The 17,090-nt window shown below is 63.4% G+C and carries 12 protein-coding genes; 8 read left to right on the top strand and 4 right to left on the bottom strand.

Going from position 1 to position 17,090, the window contains the following annotated elements:
* Window positions 1-154 precede the first annotated feature (154 nt).
* From C0Z19_RS17830 to C0Z19_RS17840, 3 genes are read right to left on the bottom strand one after another with little or no spacing between them, the layout of a single operon-like run.
* The gene (locus tag C0Z19_RS17830; protein WP_102611159.1) at window positions 155-1,207 is read right to left on the bottom strand and encodes a Gfo/Idh/MocA family oxidoreductase; all 1,053 of its coding nucleotides are present in this window, start codon (window positions 1,205-1,207) and stop codon (window positions 155-157) included.
* A gap of 54 nt (window positions 1,208-1,261) precedes the next feature.
* On the bottom strand, window positions 1,262-2,272 hold the full coding sequence (iolG, locus tag C0Z19_RS17835) for an inositol 2-dehydrogenase (RefSeq protein WP_102611160.1): 1,011 nt from the start codon (window positions 2,270-2,272) through the stop codon (window positions 1,262-1,264).
* Window positions 2,265-3,146: a MurR/RpiR family transcriptional regulator gene (locus C0Z19_RS17840; RefSeq protein ID WP_102611161.1), complete on the bottom strand. Its 882-nt coding sequence runs from the start codon at window positions 3,144-3,146 to the stop codon at window positions 2,265-2,267. The genes iolG and C0Z19_RS17840 overlap by 8 nt, the downstream gene beginning before the upstream one ends.
* 245 nt (window positions 3,147-3,391) lie before the next feature.
* Here C0Z19_RS17840 and C0Z19_RS17845 point away from each other — a divergent pair, with 245 nt between their 5' ends.
* From C0Z19_RS17845 to C0Z19_RS17880, 8 genes are all read left to right on the top strand, one after another.
* Window positions 3,392-4,450 (top strand): sugar ABC transporter substrate-binding protein, encoded by a 1,059-nt coding sequence (locus C0Z19_RS17845; protein WP_102611162.1) that lies wholly within the window; start codon window positions 3,392-3,394, stop codon window positions 4,448-4,450.
* Between the two features lie 73 nt (window positions 4,451-4,523).
* Complete coding sequence (locus C0Z19_RS17850; protein WP_102611237.1) at window positions 4,524-5,675, top strand: ABC transporter permease; 1,152 nt, start codon at window positions 4,524-4,526, stop codon at window positions 5,673-5,675.
* 15 nt (window positions 5,676-5,690) lie between these two features.
* Window positions 5,691-6,506 carry an ATP-binding cassette domain-containing protein gene (locus C0Z19_RS17855; protein ID WP_102611163.1) on the top strand — a complete coding sequence of 272 codons (816 nt, stop codon included), beginning with the start codon at window positions 5,691-5,693 and terminating at the stop codon, window positions 6,504-6,506.
* 62 nt (window positions 6,507-6,568) lie between these two features.
* A complete protein-coding gene (locus C0Z19_RS17860) occupies window positions 6,569-8,587 on the top strand; it encodes a bifunctional 5-dehydro-2-deoxygluconokinase/5-dehydro-2-deoxyphosphogluconate aldolase (RefSeq protein ID WP_102611164.1) in 2,019 nt (672 codons plus the stop codon).
* Between the two features lie 26 nt (window positions 8,588-8,613).
* Complete coding sequence (iolD, locus tag C0Z19_RS17865; protein ID WP_233196183.1) at window positions 8,614-10,572, top strand: 3D-(3,5/4)-trihydroxycyclohexane-1,2-dione acylhydrolase (decyclizing); 1,959 nt, start codon at window positions 8,614-8,616, stop codon at window positions 10,570-10,572.
* Window positions 10,573-10,639: 67 nt separating this feature from the next.
* Complete coding sequence (gene iolE / locus C0Z19_RS17870) at window positions 10,640-11,551, top strand: myo-inosose-2 dehydratase (protein WP_102611166.1); 912 nt, start codon at window positions 10,640-10,642, stop codon at window positions 11,549-11,551.
* Complete coding sequence (gene iolB / locus C0Z19_RS17875; protein WP_102611167.1) at window positions 11,548-12,351, top strand: 5-deoxy-glucuronate isomerase; 804 nt, start codon at window positions 11,548-11,550, stop codon at window positions 12,349-12,351. The genes iolE and iolB overlap by 4 nt, the downstream gene beginning before the upstream one ends.
* A gap of 239 nt (window positions 12,352-12,590) precedes the next feature.
* Window positions 12,591-16,160 (top strand): hypothetical protein, encoded by a 3,570-nt coding sequence (locus C0Z19_RS17880; protein ID WP_102611168.1) that lies wholly within the window; start codon window positions 12,591-12,593, stop codon window positions 16,158-16,160.
* Window positions 16,161-16,252: 92 nt separating this feature from the next.
* On the opposite strand, the gene C0Z19_RS17885 is transcribed toward C0Z19_RS17880, so the two are convergent.
* Window positions 16,253-16,882 carry a DUF5671 domain-containing protein gene (locus tag C0Z19_RS17885; protein WP_102611169.1) on the bottom strand — a complete coding sequence of 210 codons (630 nt, stop codon included), beginning with the start codon at window positions 16,880-16,882 and terminating at the stop codon, window positions 16,253-16,255.
* Between the last annotated feature and the right edge of the window lie 208 nt (window positions 16,883-17,090).

The following is a 17,090-nucleotide window of genomic DNA, read 5'->3' on the forward strand; positions in this document are numbered from 1 at the left end:
ACGCTTAGCGGTGCATCGCGGCACGAAATGCGAAAAGTCGATTTTACCGCAGCCTTGCACCGCTGCCGGGCGTGATCTTTGCGACTGTGCGTGCGCGCTTACGCCCTGGCGCTGCCAGCAGCGCCAGGGCGTTTGAACAGAGCGGTTTCGTGGTTCAGGCGGGTAAATCCACCGGCAGGCCGGTGCTACAGGCCTCGCGTAGCGCTCGCCCAATGCGCGTTGCTTCCAGCGCGTCGGCAAGCGTGGCCCCACCCGCGGCGACCGGCGGCATACCTGCCATGCGCGCGGCCACGGCCTGTACGAATGCGTGCGCCTCGTTCAGGAAGGCATCCTCGAAACGCGCGAAGAAGGTCGGCGTGCTTTCGCTGCGCACGCCGCCCGCGTCATAGATCTCGACGCGATTCAAACGCGGGTTGTGCCCGATCGCGAGCGCGCCGCCCGTCCCGATCACCTCACTGTGCGTATCGCAACCGTGCGCCATCGTGCGCGACGCATAAAACACGGCGAGCCTGCCGCCTTCGAATTCGACCACTCCCACGCCGTTATCGACATCCCCGCATTCGCGCAAGCCTTCGTGCAGCGCGATGGTGCCTGTTGCGAATGCCCGCGTCGCACGTGCGCCGTTGAAAAACCAGCGCGCAATATCGATGTCGTGCACCGTGCAATCGAGAAAGATCCCGCCCGAGGTCGGCGCAAAGCGAACGAAAAAACCGTCGGGGTCGTTTTGATCGGTCGTCTGCGAGCGCACCATGAAGGGTCTGCCGATCGTGCCGGCTCGCGCCTTCTCGTATGCGTCGCGGTAGCTCCGATCGAACCGACGCATGAAACCGATCGTCGCTTCCAGATGCGGATATTCGCGCGCCACGCTGAGCACGCGCTCGCATTCGGCCACGTCCAGTGAAAGTGGCTTCTCGCAGAAGACGTGCTTGCCCGCTCGTAACGCCGCGATGATTTGGTCGGCATGCAGCGACGACGGCGTAACGAGCCAAAGCGCGTCGAGTTCACGATCCGCCAGTAATGCTTCGTAGTCCGAATGAATTCGAGGATCGGGCAGTGTCTCGCGCGCCCAATCGAGTTCTTCGTCGACCGGGCTGCAAGCGGCCGCCAACACCGCACCGGGTACGCGGTAAGCCAGATTCGTCGCGTGCTGCTTACCGAGCCGGCCCAATCCCGCAATGCCGATCTTCACAGGCCGGCGTGTTGCCATTAACGTCACTGTCTCGCTCCTTGCGCAATGTGTCTCCGCCACGCCATCCCCGGCCTACTCGGACAGGTCGACGACCCGCCCTTCCCGCCACGACCGCGTGGCGGCCTCGGCAAGCTCCAGCGCCTTGACGCCGTCGGCGATTGTCGTGCGCACGCTGGCGCCCTGCGTCACCGCATCGAAGAAATGTGCGATCTCGTTCGCATAGGCGGCGCGGTATCGCTCGAGGAAGAACGCCTCGGGCACATCGCTCGACACCGCGCCCGCCGTATAGGCCACCACCTCGGTCGGCCGCACATTGCCCGCTTGCAGCATGCCTTGACTGCCGAGCACTTCGAAACGCTGGTCGTAACCGTAAGCGGCGCGCCGCGTCGTGTTGATCTGGCAGAGCCGTCCGCGCTTCGTGCGAATCGTGACGGCCGTCGAATCGATGTCGCCGGCATCGAGAATCGCCGGGTCCGTCAGGCAACTGCCGCTCGCATGGACCGTCAGCGCTTCGTCGTCGAGAATCCAACGGAAGATGTCGAAGTCGTGAATGAGCATGTCCTTGAAGATGCCGCCGGAGCGCCGGATGTATTCGACGGGCGGTGCACCGGGATCGCGGCTCGTCACCACGAGCATTTCGGGCGTACCGATCTCGCCGGCATCGAGCCGCGCTTTGACCGCGGCAAAAGTCGGATCGAAGCGGCGCTGAAAGCCGATCATGCAAACCACGCCGGCCGCCTGCACGGCACGCGCACAGGCGCGCGCGCGTTCAAGCTCGAGGTCGACGGGCTTTTCACAAAAGACATGTTTGCCCGCCGCCGCCGAGCGTTCGATCAGATCGGCGTGTGTATCGGTGCTCGAACAAATGACGCTGGCGCCGATCGCCGGATCGGCGAGCGCCACGTCGGCCTCGACGACCATCGCGCCGTATTGCGCGGCCAGCCCGGTGGCCGCGACGCGATCGACGTCCACGACATACTTGAGCCGCGCGCCGGGGTGGCGAGCGAGGTTGCCCGCATGGATGCGGCCGATACGCCCCGCGCCGAACACCGCCACGTCGATTGCATCGCTCCTGCTAGTCATCGTATCCTCCGTTGTCCTTGGATTCTTCTACGTTCAACTCGAGCCTGTACGCAAGCGCGACGAACAGCGCCTGGCACAGACAAATCGTGCTCGTCAGCGCGCGAAATGCAAACGCGCTGCCTTCCTTGACAAACAACTGCGCGCTCGCGTAGCGCGCGAGCGGCGACAAACGGCTGTCGGTAATGATGAGCGTTTGCGCCTGGTGGTGATGCGCGACGCGCAGGCAGTACTGCGTCTCGCGGCCATACGGTTCAAAGCTGATGGCGATGACGACATCGCCCTTCTTCACGCTGCGGATCTGCTCGCGAAACATGCCGCCAAAACCCGAGACCAAATGCACGCGTTTGGCCGTATGCTGCAACGCATAGACGATGTAGCTCGCCACCGCGAACGAGCGCCGCACGCCGATGACATAAATGTTCTCGGCGTGCTGCAGCATCGAGACGGCCGCATCGAACTGCTCGTCGTCGAGCGTCGCTTCGAGTTCGTCCAGGCCGTTGCGGCAAGCGGCAATGAATTCGTGCGCCACATTGCCGCCCGACAAGCGCCCCGGCTTTTCGTCGATCAACCTGCGGATGCGCTGCTTGTACGTTTGCCCTGACGGGCTCTGGCCCGCGTAGGCCTGCTTGAACACTTCCTGCAGATCGGAAAACCCCGAGAACCCGAAACGCTGGGCAAACCGCACGACGGCCGAGGGATGCACGCCGCACCCCGCCGCGATATCGCTCGTGCGATCCATCATCACGCTCGAACGGTGTTGCTCCAGATACGTCGCCACGCTTTTCAATTGCCGCGGCAGCGAGTCGTAGGCATCGGCGACGCGCTGCATGAACTCCTCAACGCTCGGCAGCGCGTCGGTGGTGTCTTCCTGCATGGCTCTTGTCCTTTTAAGCGGGCATTGCACCGTACCGTCGGGGACGACCCGAGGTCCACGGTACAGGCTACCCGACGATGCGGATTATAGGCACGTCGGCACCGAAATGGAATGGATTTTCCATTTTTCATCGCAATGAAATTTTCTTTGCAATCGTGATCGACTTCGCCTACTCTGTTTCGTGAGCGGTGCGTGCCGGTCCCTGCGTCGCTCCCAACGACATAACTTCGAATAGGTGGAGACAAATGAGACTTTGCACCCGCAAGGCCGCACTGAGGACGTTCGCCGCGGCATTCACATCCGCGCTCGCACTTTCGTTCGGCCCGTTCGCCGTGCCGTCGGCCCATGCTGCCGATGCCAGATTCGTGCTGATCAGCCACGCGCCCGACTCCGATTCCTGGTGGAACACGATCAAGAATGCGATCAAGCAGGCCGACGAGGACTTCAACGTCGAGACCGACTACCGTAACCCGCCGAACGGCGATTTGTCGGACATGGCGCGCCTCATCGAGCAGGCTGCCGCCCATAACTACGACGGCGTGGCCACGACGATCGCCGATTTCGATGTGCTCAAGAGTTCGATCAAAAAAATCACGGATAAGAAGATCCCGCTCGTGACGATCAATTCGGGCACGCTCCAACAGAGCAAGCAACTGGGCGCCATCATGCATATCGGCCAGCCCGAATATGTCGCCGGGCACGCCGCGGGCGAAAAGGCGAAGGCCGCCGGCATCAAGTCGTTCCTGTGCGTGAATCACTACGCCACGAACCCGGCTTCGTTCGAGCGTTGCCGCGGCTTTGCCGAAGCACTCGGCGTCGATTTCAAATCATCGACGCTCGATGCAGGCCAGGATCCGAACGGCGTGAAGTCGAAGGTCGAAGCCTATCTGCGCAACCATCCGACCACGCAAGCCGTGCTCGCGCTCGGCCCGCTTTCCGCCGACCCGACGATTCGCGCATTGAAGGACATGGGCCTCGCCGGCAAGACCTGGTTCGCCACGTTCGACTTCGACGACGACATCGCGAAGGCGATCAAGGACGGCACGATCCAGTTCGCGATCGATCAACAGCCGTACCTGCAGGGCTATCTGGCCGTGGCCGTGCTCGCGATCGCGAAGCAGGAACATACGAGCAACCCCCTGAAGATCGAGAAGGCGCTGCAGGGCAATGCGAAGTTCAAAGCCCGGCTCGAAACCTACGGCCTCGCCCCCGTCTATCAGCCCGACACGATCCTCTCCGGTCCGGGCTTCATCACGAAGGCCAACGTCGACAAGGTCGTGAAGTACGCAGGCCAGTATCGCTGATTCCAACTTTCGCATGAAGGCGCGGCGCGAACCGGTCATCCGGCGGTTCGCCTCGCGCATAAGGAGACATTCGATGGGCGTCGCCGATCACTTCCACGCCAACCTGCGCAAGCATGATTCGTCCGACCCGCCAGGCGCGGCCGACGAGCGCGTGCGTCGCGAATCGTGGTTCAAGCAGCTTCTCTCGCGCCCGGAGTTCGCTTCGCTCGCGGGCACCGTCATGGTGTTCCTCGTGTTCGCCGTGAGCGCCGGCAATTCCGGCATGTTCAATCTCGACGGCGTGATGAACTGGTCGCAGGTCGCCGCCTATCTGGGCCTGATCGCCGTCGGCGCCTGCCTGCTCATGATCGCCGGCGAATTCGATCTGTCGATCGGTTCGATGATCGGCTTCGCGGGCATGATGGTCGCGCTGCCGACCATGTACTTTCACTGGCCGATCGAACTCGCGATCGTATTTGCCTTCGTCGGCTCGATGCTGCTCGGTGCGCTCAACGGCTATCTCGTGATGCGCACGCGGCTCCCGTCTTTCATCGTCACGCTCGCCTTCATGTTCATCCTGCGCGGCCTGACGCTGGCGCTTTCGGTCATGTTCGCCGATCGCACGATCATCTCGGGCGTGGGCGACGTGGCGGCCAAGAGCGCACTCGCGCATATGTTGTTTCAGGGCGTCGCGTTTCATGGGCTGTTTCGCTGGCTCGGACATATCGGCCTCGTCAAGCTGCTCGATTCCGGCGAACCGCTCGTGCCCGGCGTGCCGAAAGTCATCGTCTGGTGGCTCGCGCTGGCCGCCGTCTGTGCCTTCACGCTCGCCAAGACACGCTTCGGCAATTGGATCTTCGCCGTCGGCGGCGACGCCAATGCGGCCAAGAATGTCGGCGTTCCCGTGCGCCGCGTCAAGATCCGCCTGTTCGTGCTGACCGCCTTTTGCGCCTGCCTGTTCGCCGTGCTGCAGGTGTGCGACATCGGCTCGGCCGCAGCCGACCGCGGTCTGCAAAAGGAATTCGAAGCGATCATCGCAGCCGTCATCGGCGGCACGCTGCTGACGGGGGGCTACGGCTCGGTCGTCGGCGCCTGCTTCGGCTCGTTGATTTTCGGTGTCGTGCAAATCGGCATCACCTACACGAACATCGATTCCGACTGGTTCCGCGTTTTCCTCGGCCTGATGCTGCTGTTTGCCGTGCTCTTCAATCACTATGTGCGCAGCCGTGTCGCCGCGTCGCGTTGATCGACGGAGAACTCCATGACTTCCGCTACTTCGACACAAGAACAATCCGGCGACTACATCCTCGCACTCGAAAACGTCAGCCGCTACTTCGGCAGCGTCATTGCGCTGAAAGACGTCACGCTGAGGCTGCGGCGCGGCGAAGTGCATTGCCTGCTCGGCGATAACGGCGCAGGCAAGTCGACGCTGATCAAGACGCTCGCGGGCGTGCATCAACCGAGCGACGGCCAATACCTCGTCGATGGGAAACCCGTGCAGTTCGCCTCGCCCAAGGAAGCGCTCGACCTCGGCATCGCCACGGTGTATCAGGACCTTGCGCTGGTGCCGCTGCTTTCCGTTGCACGCAACTTCTTCATGGGACGCGAGCCGAGTCGTAAATTATTCGGACTCCTGAATGTTCTCGATATCGAAACCGCAGCCACGACGGCGCGCGACAAGCTCGCTGAAATGGGCATCCATGTGCGCGACGCGAATCAGCCGATCGGCACGATGTCGGGCGGCGAACGGCAGTGCCTGGCCATCGCACGCGCCATCCACTTCGGCGCTCGCGTGCTGATTCTCGACGAGCCGACGGCCGCGCTCGGCGTCAAGCAAAGCTTCAATGTCCTCAAGCTCATTCACAAGGCGCGCGAGCGAGGGATCTCGGTCATCTTCATCACGCACAACGTGCATCACGCCTATCCGATCGGCGATTCGTTCACGCTGCTCAATCGGGGCCGCTCGATGGGCACGTTCACGAAGGAAACGATCAGCAAGGAAGCCGTGCTCGACATGATGGCCGGCGGCGCTGAAATGCAAAAGATGATCGCCGAACTCGACGGCGCGACGATCTGACGCGGTCCCGTGTCGCCCGACGCCCTCACCGTTTCATACGACGTGTAATCAGGATCCCCTTCATGGCTGCCCCTTCTACTTCCGCTACCGCTACAGGCCGCTTCGCGCCGGGCCGCACGCGCGACATCGTTTGCCTCGGCCGCCTCGCGGTCGATCTCTACGCGCAGCAAATCGGCGCGCGGCTCGAAGACGTCACGAGCTTCGCCAAATACCTCGGCGGCTCATCGGCCAACATTGCGTTCGGCTGCGCGCGGCTCGGGCTCGCCTCGGCCATGCTCGCACGCGTCGGCAACGACCACATGGGCCGTTTTCTGACCGAAACGTTGGCGCGCGAAGGTTGCGACGTCAGTCATACGCGCGTCGACGCCGAGCGGCTCACCGCGCTCGTCTTGCTCGGCATCAAAGATCGCGACACGTTCCCGCTCGTCTTTCACCGTGAGAACTGCGCCGATATGGCGATCGACGAAACCGACTTCGACGAAGCGTTCATCGCTTCGAGCAAGGCGCTGCTCATCACGGGTACGCACTTCTCGACCGAGCGCGTGAATCGGGCGAGCCGGCGCGCGCTCGAATACGCGCGGCGCAACCAGGTGCGCACGGTGCTGGACATCGACTATCGTCCCGTTCTGTGGGGTCTCACCGGCAAGGCCGATGGCGAAACGAGGTTCATCGCCAATGAAAGCGTCACCGCGCATCTGCAACGCATCTTGCCGCTGTTCGATCTCGTGATCGGCACGGAAGAGGAGTTTCGCATCGCGGGCGGCAAACATGAACTCCTCGACGCGCTCGCCATGGTGCGCGCCGTCACGCCGGCGACGCTCGTCGTCAAGCGTGGCCCGCTCGGCTGCACGATCATCGACGGCAAAGTACCGCCCTCGATCGACGAAGCACCGACCGAACGCGGCATCGAAGTCGAAGTGCTCAATGTGCTTGGCGCGGGCGATGCTTTCGCTTCCGGTTTCCTTTCCGAATGGCTGCGCGATGCGCCGCTCGAGCGCTGCGCGCAAACAGCCAACCTGTGCGGTGCGTTGGTCGTCTCGCGCCACGGCTGCGCCCCGGCAATGCCGACGCCGGCCGAACTCGATTACCTGCGCGAAGCCGTCCAGCGCGATCCGGTGCGGATGCGCCGGCCCGACCTCGACGCCGGGCTTGCACGCCTGCATCGGGTCAGCGTCAAGCGCACGCCGCATGACGAAGTGCTCGGGTTCGCGTTCGACCATCGCAATCAGTTCTTCGAGCTCGCGCAGCAAGCGGGCGTCAGCGAGGCGCGCATTCCCGCACTGAAGCGCCTGCTCGTCGACGCCGTCGCGCAAACCGAAACGGCGCTCGGCTTGCAGGGGCGCATCGGCGTGCTGATCGACGACCGCTACGGCCAGGATGCCCTCAACGCCGCTACCGGGCGCGGCTGGTGGATCGGCCGCCCCGTCGAACTGCCGGGCTCGCTGCCGCTCGTGTTTCAGCATGGACGCTCGGTCGGCACCGCCCTCGTCTCATGGCCGCACGAGCATGTCGTCAAATGTCTCGTGCAGTATCACCCGGATGCGCCGGTCGCCGAGCGCATCGAACAGGAGGCGCAACTGCGCGCGCTTTACGATGCCGTGCAAGCGAGCGGACACGAGTTGCTGCTCGAAGTCATCCCGCCGCAACGCGATGGGCTGCCTTCGGCGCCCGACACCGTGTTTCGCGCGCTCAAGCGGCTTTATAACCTCGGCATTCAACCGGAGTGGTGGAAACTCGCGCCGCTTGCCGCTGAGCAATGGCAGGCCATCGATGCGCTGATCGCCGAGCGCGATCCTTACTGCCGCGGCGTCGTGCTGCTGGGGTTGTCGGCCGGCGTCGAGGCACTGAGCGAGGGTTTTCGCGCCGCGGCCGCCTCGAAAACGTGCAAGGGCTTCACGGTCGGGCGCACGATCTTTCACGAGCCGAGCCGCGCGTGGCTGGCGGGCGAGATCGCTGACGATGCGCTCGTCGCACAAGTGCGCGCGACCTTCGAAACATTGATCAAAGCCTGGCGCTCGGCGCGCGGCGACGCCGGCAGTAACGCCGCGCGGCCGCATGCGACGCGGCAGGAGGCGGCGTGATGAACATGCGGATCAAGGAAACGACGATGAGCCCCGGTGCTGAGCGCACCGGCAAGGCCGATGAAGCGACCGCCGCCACGACGACAATCCGGCTGACGGCGGCGCAGGCACTCGTGCGCTATCTGGCGGCGCAACGTGTGACTGACGAAGACGGCGCTTCGACGTCGCCGCTGTTCGGCGGTGTGTTCGCCATTTTCGGGCACGGCAATGTGGCGGGCCTGGGCGAAGCGCTTTATCAACATCGCGAAGCACTGCCTACTTACCGCGCTCATAACGAACAAGCCATGGCCCACAGTGCGATCGCTTACGCGAAAGCGCACATGCGTCGCCGGATGATGGCCGTGACGACTTCGATCGGACCCGGCGCAACGAACCTCGTGACCGCAGCCGCGCTGGCCCACGTCAATCGCCTGCCCGTGTTGCTGCTGCCGGGCGATGTGTTCGTCTCGCGCGCGCCGGACCCCGTTCTGCAACAAGTCGAAGACTTTCACGACGGCGGTGTTTCGGCGAACGATACGCTCAAGCCCGTGTCGCGCTACTTCGATCGCATCGTGCATCCGGCGCAATTGCTGAACGCGCTGCCTCGCGCCATCCGCGTGCTGACCGATGCTGCGCTGGCCGGGCCCGTCACGCTTGCGTTGCCGCAGGACGTGCAAGCGATGGCTTACGATTACCCCGCCGCGTTCTTCGAACCGCGCGTCGTGCGGTTCAATGCGCCGACGCCAGGCGAAGACGAACTCGACGCGGCGCTCGACGTGCTGCGCGCTGCATCGAAGCCTCTGATCGTCGCAGGCGGTGGCGTGCTTTACAGCCATCGCGGCCCCGACGCGCTACGCGCGTTCGCCGAGCGGCACGGCATCCCCGTCGCCGAAACGCAGGCCGGCAAAGGTGCGTTGCCGTGGAGTCATCCGCTCAACGCGGGCGCCGTCGGCGTCACAGGCGCCAGTGCAGCGAATGCACTCGCGCACGAAGCCGATTGCGTGATGGCGGTCGGCACCCGACTGCAGGATTTCACGACCGGGTCCAATACGTTGTTCGCGAACGCGAAAGTCATCGGCATCAACGCCAATGCGTTCGATGCGCTCAAGCATCAGGCAACGAGCGTCGTCGGCGATGCGCGCACCGCGCTCGATGCATTGGGCGGCCGGCTCGCCGACTGGCAGGCGGATCCGGCTTGGACGCAGCGCGCCCGCACGCTCTGCGATGCCTGGCGCGAGACCGTAATCGCACGCACGAACTCACAACCGGCGACGGGCGCGCTACCGTACGACGCCCACGTCATCGGCGCCGTGCAGCGTACGAGCGCAACTTCGCCCGAAGGCGATATCGCAGTTTGCGCCGCGGGCACATTGCCGGCCGAACTGCATAAGCTCTGGCGTACGGGATGTCCAGGCGGCTACCACGTCGAGTACGGCTATTCGTGCATGGGCTATGAGATCGCCGGAGGGCTCGGCGCGAAACTGGCCCGGCCCGATCGCGAAGTGATCGTCTTCGTCGGCGACGGCAGCTACCTGATGATGAACAGCGAGATCGCGACCTCGGTCATGCTCGGCGTCAAGCTCATCGTCGTCGTGCTCGACAACCGCGGCTACGGCTGCATCAATCGTCTTCAGCAAGCTTGCGGCGGCGCGCCGTTCAACAACCTGCTGAGCGACTGCCTGCAGGGCCCGCTCGGTGCGCCCGCGATCGATTTCGCCGCGCACGCGCGCGCGCTCGGCGCATATGGCGAGCACGTGGACAGCGTCGCCGCGCTCGAAGGCGCACTCGTGCGAGCCCGCGCGGCCGACCGCACATCGGTCGTCGTCATCGATACGGACCCGGCACGCACCACCGACGACGGCGGCTGGTGGTGGGAAGTCGCGGTGCCCGAAGTGTCGCCGCGCGAAGCCGTGCGTGCAGCGCGCGCGGCCTACGAGACGAAGCTGGCGGAACGGGGTGGCTTCTCGCCTCGCAACGTCAACAACGACACCGGCAACGACGCCTGATGTCGAAGTCGCGGACACGGCAACCGACATCGACATCGCTACTTCACGCGAACAAAAGGAACGCAGCATGACCGACTTTCAAGTGCGCATCGGCGTCAATCCGCTGTCGTGGATGAACGACGACCTGCCCTCGCTCGGCGGCGAGACGCCGTTGTCCGTCGCCCTTACCGAAGGGCGCGCAATCGGCTACGAAGGGTTCGAGCTCGGCAACAAATTCCCGCGCGAGCCCGACGCACTCAAAACGCTACTCGCGCAATACGACCTCGCGCTCGTATCGGGCTGGTATTCGGGGCGCCTCGCCGAGCGCAGCGCCGAGCAGGAGATCGAGGCAGTGGGTCCGCATCTGGAACTGCTCGCGAAAAACGGTGCAACCGTGATGGTCTATGGCGAAGTCGCGCAGACCATCCAAGGCTCGCCCATTCCGCTCTATCAGCGGCCGCGCTTTTTCAGCGCGGCCCAGTGGGACGCTTACGCCGAACGCCTCGATCGCTTCGCGCAATACACGCTTTCGCATGGCGTACGCGTGGCCTACCATCACCACATGGGCGCCTACGTCGAAACGCCGGCCGACGTGGACAATCTGATGAAACGCACGAGCGACGCCGTGGGCTTGTTGCTCGATACCGGCCACATCACGTTCGCGGGCGGCGATCCGCTCGCCATGCTCGAAGCCTACGCGGCGCGTATCTGCCACGTGCATTGCAAAGACGTGCGCCCCGATGTCATCAAGCTCGCGCGCAATCGCGATTGGAGCTTTCTCGAAGCCGTTATCAACGGGGCTTTCACGGTGCCCGGCGACGGTGCGGTCGATTTCGCGGCCGTCATCGCCGGCTTGAGGCGACACGGCTATCGCGGGTGGCTCGTCGTCGAAGCCGAGCAGGATCCCGCCGTGGCGCCGAGCTTCGACTATGCCCAGCTCGGATATCGAACGCTGCGCGCGCTCGTCGATGCGGCGAGCGCAGCGAGGGAGGCAGCATGAGTCTGCTTGTGAAGGCCCAGCGCGAGGGCATGACGATCGCGCGCGTAACGCCCGAAACGGCTGCCTGGCGCTATGTCGGCTTCGCCGCGTATCGCCTCGCTCAGGATGAGCTGTTCTATGTGCATGAAAGCGAACGCGAATCATGCATCGTCGTGCTGTCGGGTGCGGTCTCGATCGAAGTCGACGGCGAACGCTATACGAGTGTCGGTGCGCGCGACAGCGTGTTCGAGGATGCGGCTCCATACGCGCTTTATGTGCCGCCGAATGTGCGTGCGACCGTGCGCGCCGAACGGGACGCGGAACTTGGCGTAGCCTCCGCTCCCGCGAAGGGCCGCTACCCGGCGCGCCTCATCGAGCCGTCGCAGATGAAACGCTCGGTGCGCGGCAAGGGGCTCAATACGCGTTACGTCTGCGACATTCTTCCGCAAACGGAGCCGGCCGAATCGCTGCTCGTCGTCGAAGTGCGCACACCGGGCGGCCATTCGTCGAGCTATCCGCCGCATAAGCACGATGCCGATCAGATCCCGGTGGAGAGCGCGCTCGAAGAGACTTACTACCACCGGTTAAATCCGCCGCAAGGCTTTGCCTTTCAACGCGTCTATACCGACGCGCGCGACATCGACGAATCCATGGCCGTCGAAGATCACGATGTCGTGATGGTGCCACGCGGCTATCACCCGGTCGTCGTGCCGTACGGATACGAGTCGTACTACCTGAACGTGATGGCCGGGCCGCAACGCGTTTGGCACTTCAAAAACGATCCCGCGCACGACTGGATCGCACAGCGCGACGCGCGGTGATGCACAGCGGCATCGCGGGCATGCCGGCGTCACACGCCATCGGGTCCCGCCTGCCGCTTCTCTTCGATCCGTAGGCGCCACGCCGAATCATCACAAAAAGTCGGCGCCCGATTACGGATCTACCCATTGTTGCGCCAAGCCCCGCGTTCGATACTTTTTTACGCGCATGGCATATCTGAGTCGGCAAACCCCTAACCGACGGCCACGCTATCTAAGTGAAAGACATCGACGGAGGGCTTATGGCACTGGATTTGTACGTTGACGGCGTACTTTACACACACGCTCTGCAACCGGTCCAAGCGCAACCGCCGCAGGTAGCCACGCCCGCCTCATCGGTCTCATCTTCCGCATCAGCCCCAGTATCGGCGCCCACGGCCAGCGCCGCACAAGTCGCGGCGGCGAACCAGCCTGCGCCGACGCAAGGAACTGCGCCTGCGCCATTCACGCCAAAGGGCATCCAGCAATTCGCCCTTCAGCAAGGCAACTCGTTCTGGGCCCTGCTCGCCAAGCAGAGCCAGTCAGTCGTCGACAAGAACGCGTTGTCGGACGATGCTCAGCTGAAACAGAACCTGGCCGCAACCCCATGGCTCGATCAGCAGGCATTCGGCAACCGTCCAGCCAACAAGCCATGCACGTTGGACCATATGCCGATCGGCGGCACGGTGACGCTGCTCGATTCGCACCGTCTCACCGACCTGGAACAGCAACGATCGGCCCTGGCCGACGCCGAACACACGTTAAGCACGCCCGCCGGTCGAAAGCTCACACTCGATGACCGCGATGACATTCGCCAGGGCGTGGTAAATCCGATCGTCGACGAGATCGTGTACGCCTCCGGCAACGGCGTGACCAGCAGCAGTCAACTCGATCAGATCGTCGCGCCGATCGCCGCCCGCGCGCCAGACGATCCCCTCTTTCAATCGGCAGTAGCGCGCGCAAAAGCGCTCGTGCTCGATAACGTGCCGCACGCCGCAGCTAACGCCGTGGAGGCCGCCACCGCCAACTCGCCCGTCGTCACTGCGGCGGACGTCGACAAGGTCCTCGCGCCGCTCGCTGCCGGCTCGCCGAACGACAAGACGTTTCAGGCCGCTCTCGCCACCGCGAAGCAACAAGTCCTCGCAGACATGAAAGCGCAAGGCCGCACCCCCGAGCAGTTGGGCCAATTGGTGCAGGACGCCGCCTCGGGCAACACTGATCAGCTGCAAGGGGACTTGCAAGCGCAGCTGTATTGCGTGGGCGAGCAAGCGTACAAAGACACGCAGGGCAATCTGACGGAAGCCATGGCGGCCATCGCCAATCGCTCCGGCGTTTACGCGAGCTACCTCGATCCGAAATTCAAGGATCAGTTGCAAAAAGCGGTGGCCACCGCCACTCAGCAAGTCACGGTGGAGCAGCCGGCGCAAAGCGTCGTCAACGCGTACAACGAGGGGCTGAAAAAGGGAAGCCCGGTGCAAGCCGCCGCGGCAGCCGCGCATCAACTGCAGCAGCTGATGGATCTGTCGCAGGGAGGCGACAATTCCGTCAAAATCACGCCCGCTCAAGCGCAAGCGATCATGGACAAGCTCAATCAAATGTCCGTCGACCCGTCAAGCTCCAAAACGGTGATCAAATCCATCACCGACGGCCTCGCACAAGGGGTGGGCAATGCCTGGGCTCATGGCCATAAAGATTCCGCCGCGGCGCAGAAAGGTCTGACCGATCTGGCGGCGGCCTTGCAGACCGTGCATGACAGCGACGGCCCGCCTTCAGACACGGCTAACGGTCAGAGACACGGCAAGGAAATCGTCGACCAGGTCTCGAAGGATCTGTACCAATCGATCGAGTCCAACTCCGACGCCAACAGCGAGATGACGGGCGAACCCGATGGATGGGTGCTGGACAGCGTAAAAAAGGGCGACGTCGCGATGTGGGCTTCGATCACCGCGCAGTTCGCCGCCCCCAAACAAAACGCGAGCGATTCGATCTTCCTGGCGCTCTCGACCGGGCTGCAGGACTATCACGACAAAACGCTGGTTCCGCTCGGCAAAGCCTTCGCGGCCGACTATGGCGTGCTCGACATGGGCAACAAGGGCTACGGCAATCTCAAGACGGCGTCAGAACTCGATTCGATAAAGGGCAAGATTCGCAGCCTGCCGGGCGACAAAACGGTTGCGGACGACAACAAGCTCGTGGACGCCCGGCATTACGTGGGCGAGGTGCAGTGGACGCTGCAGGATTACGCCACGCAGGTGGCCGGGCCCGGCAAGGGCTCGGGGCAGGACAATCCCGCGCTGCTCGAATTCAATCAGTTGATGGGAAAGGTCGGTGATCTGCAAAAGGGCACGGATTTGCACGCGGCGCACGACGCTGCCGCGAATGTCCAGGACACGCAGAGTTATTGGCAAACGCGCGTCGGCCTGAGCGTGGCGAATCAAGCGCTCAAGTTCGTCGGCAACAAAGTACCGTCGATGACCTCGAACGATACGGTGCAGGCGATATCCGCGGCGATTCTGGGCAGCAAGGCGAGCGGCAAGGATGGTTTGCTGCCCACAGCCATCAGCCCGAGCATCCTCGGGCCCATGTTCCTGCTCAACGCGAGCAACACATACAGCGCATTGGGGGGCATCAAGGGATTCGAGCAAATGGACTTCGCGGGGTTCGCTGCCGTCTATGCGGGAGTCGGGGTCAACATGACGCTCGACGCGGCCCTCCCGAATTGGAAAGAGACGGTGTTTAAGACCAACGCCGATGGCAAGGCGCTCACGCCGATGCAAAAGATGCTCGACAGGCTGTTGCCGAAAATCGAAGCGATGGATATACCCGCCGCGAGAAAGCTGGCGTATAAATCGGCGCTCTCGGCGACTTTTCAGAACTTCAGCGACGTTCTCGGTCCGATCGTCGCGGCCGCCGGCGCCGTCAATTACCTCACCAAGCCGGACGACCTGGGGCACGCCACGGCGTTCACGTTGGCGACGTTCGGCGATTTGATTCCAGCGTTGGCCAAGCAGGGGCTCAGCAGCGCCGCGAAAGACGCGGAAGCACTGACCAGGCAAAACCTGGAGAAGAGCCTGTCGCAACTCCTCGCGGATCGCGGTATCAGCGAAAAGGATTTTCAGGCGACGGCGCAGAAAATCCTGACGGACCGCATGGCGCAACACGGTACCAGCGAAGCGGACTTTCATGCATGGGAGCAGGAACTCAAGGAAGCCGGTCTCAGCGATCAGGAAGCTCAGGAGACGGTGCAGCAATTCATGAAGGAAGACATCGGTATCAACGCGAAGGACGCGACGAGCCTCGCCGAGGAGAACCTGGCAAAGGTGACGGGCAAAGACGTGTTGACCCAGATGGCGGCCGACGCAGCGGAGGGAAGCATCAAGCAGATTGGCCTGCAATTGCTGGCCGAGTCCTCCGCCGACGGGTGGACCGGCGTCGGCCTTGGATTGAACGTGCTTGCCGCGGGCACCCAGTTAGCGTTCAACATGCACGACACGGCGCATGCCACTGACGCCGAACTCACGAATTACCTCATCGCCGATGGCGTCAGGCCGGACCTGGCCAAGCCGCTTGCCGAGCATAAGACGCTGTTCTTCAGCGGCAGGGATGCCGGGGCGTACCTCACGGCGTACGCCCGATCGCAAGGGATGAGCGATGAGGACTTCGTCAAATGGCTGAATAAGATCCCGAACGCGGATGCAGCCGACGACATCGCAACGTTTGCGAAGGATGCCGAACAGCCGAGCATGGACAAGGACGGTCAATACACGCTCGATAAGAACGAAGTCGATTATTTTCAGGGGTGGCTCAAGGACAACCATTACGCGGGGCGCTAAAGCGAGGCGAAGCCACGCCAACGACGGCTGTCTGCGGCAAAGCAGTCGTCTCCCCCTGCGACCCGCGACCCGCGGCGCATGCGCGCGATCCTTCACGGTTCGCCCGACACCTGCTCCCCACGTAGATCGCGCACGTGGTAGATGAAAATGGCCCCCGCGATGACGGCGATCGTCGCGACCTTCAAGAGAAAGCGCACGGTTGCCTCGCCGCCGAGAAAATTGGCGACGAGAGACGTGCAATCGCCGATCAAGGCCATTGAAGCGATGAATAGCGTCAGATACGTCAACCACTTGCGCACCTTCGAGGCGCGCCTGGCTGGGTCGCGTGCGATCGCGCGGCGCAGCCGCCACGCAATGAGCAGGTAAACCGGCAGCATGATGATGAGCGAGGCCACGGACCATCGAACGCCAGAAAGGAACGCTGCTTCACCATGCATCACCGTAGCGGGCGGCACAGTCGAAAACGCATGATCGATGAACTTGAAGATCAGGTCGCCGAGATTGAATGCGCTGACGTAGAGCGTCGTAAAGAGCAGCAGATACATGAACGCATCGCGCGCCGACAGATACGGCGCGGGCATCGGCACGGGCACCGGATAGTCGAGGTCGGCATAGGCGGCCAACGCGCCATTGATCCGATCGGCGCTCCACCCTGCCTTGATCAGGACCGCGCGAATCTGATCACGCGACCCGCCGCGCAGCAGCGCCTCGCGGACGAACATCGCTAATTCTTCGCTCGCAGCCAAGCAGCCCCCGTCGATTGGATGAGCTCGCGCTCAGGCACCCTGCCATGTATAGGCCGCACTATAGGCGACGCCGCCGGCCGTTGCCTACCATGCGTGCGCCGGTTCGGCCTCGCGCTTGCCGGGCGCGTTCGTTTGCCGGCGGACAGCCCACATTGTGAGATGCATTGCCGTCATCGCAAGCATC

The sequence above is a fragment of the Trinickia soli genome, assembly GCF_002879855.1.
GTDB classification, from domain to species: Bacteria; Pseudomonadota; Gammaproteobacteria; order Burkholderiales; family Burkholderiaceae; genus Trinickia; species Trinickia soli.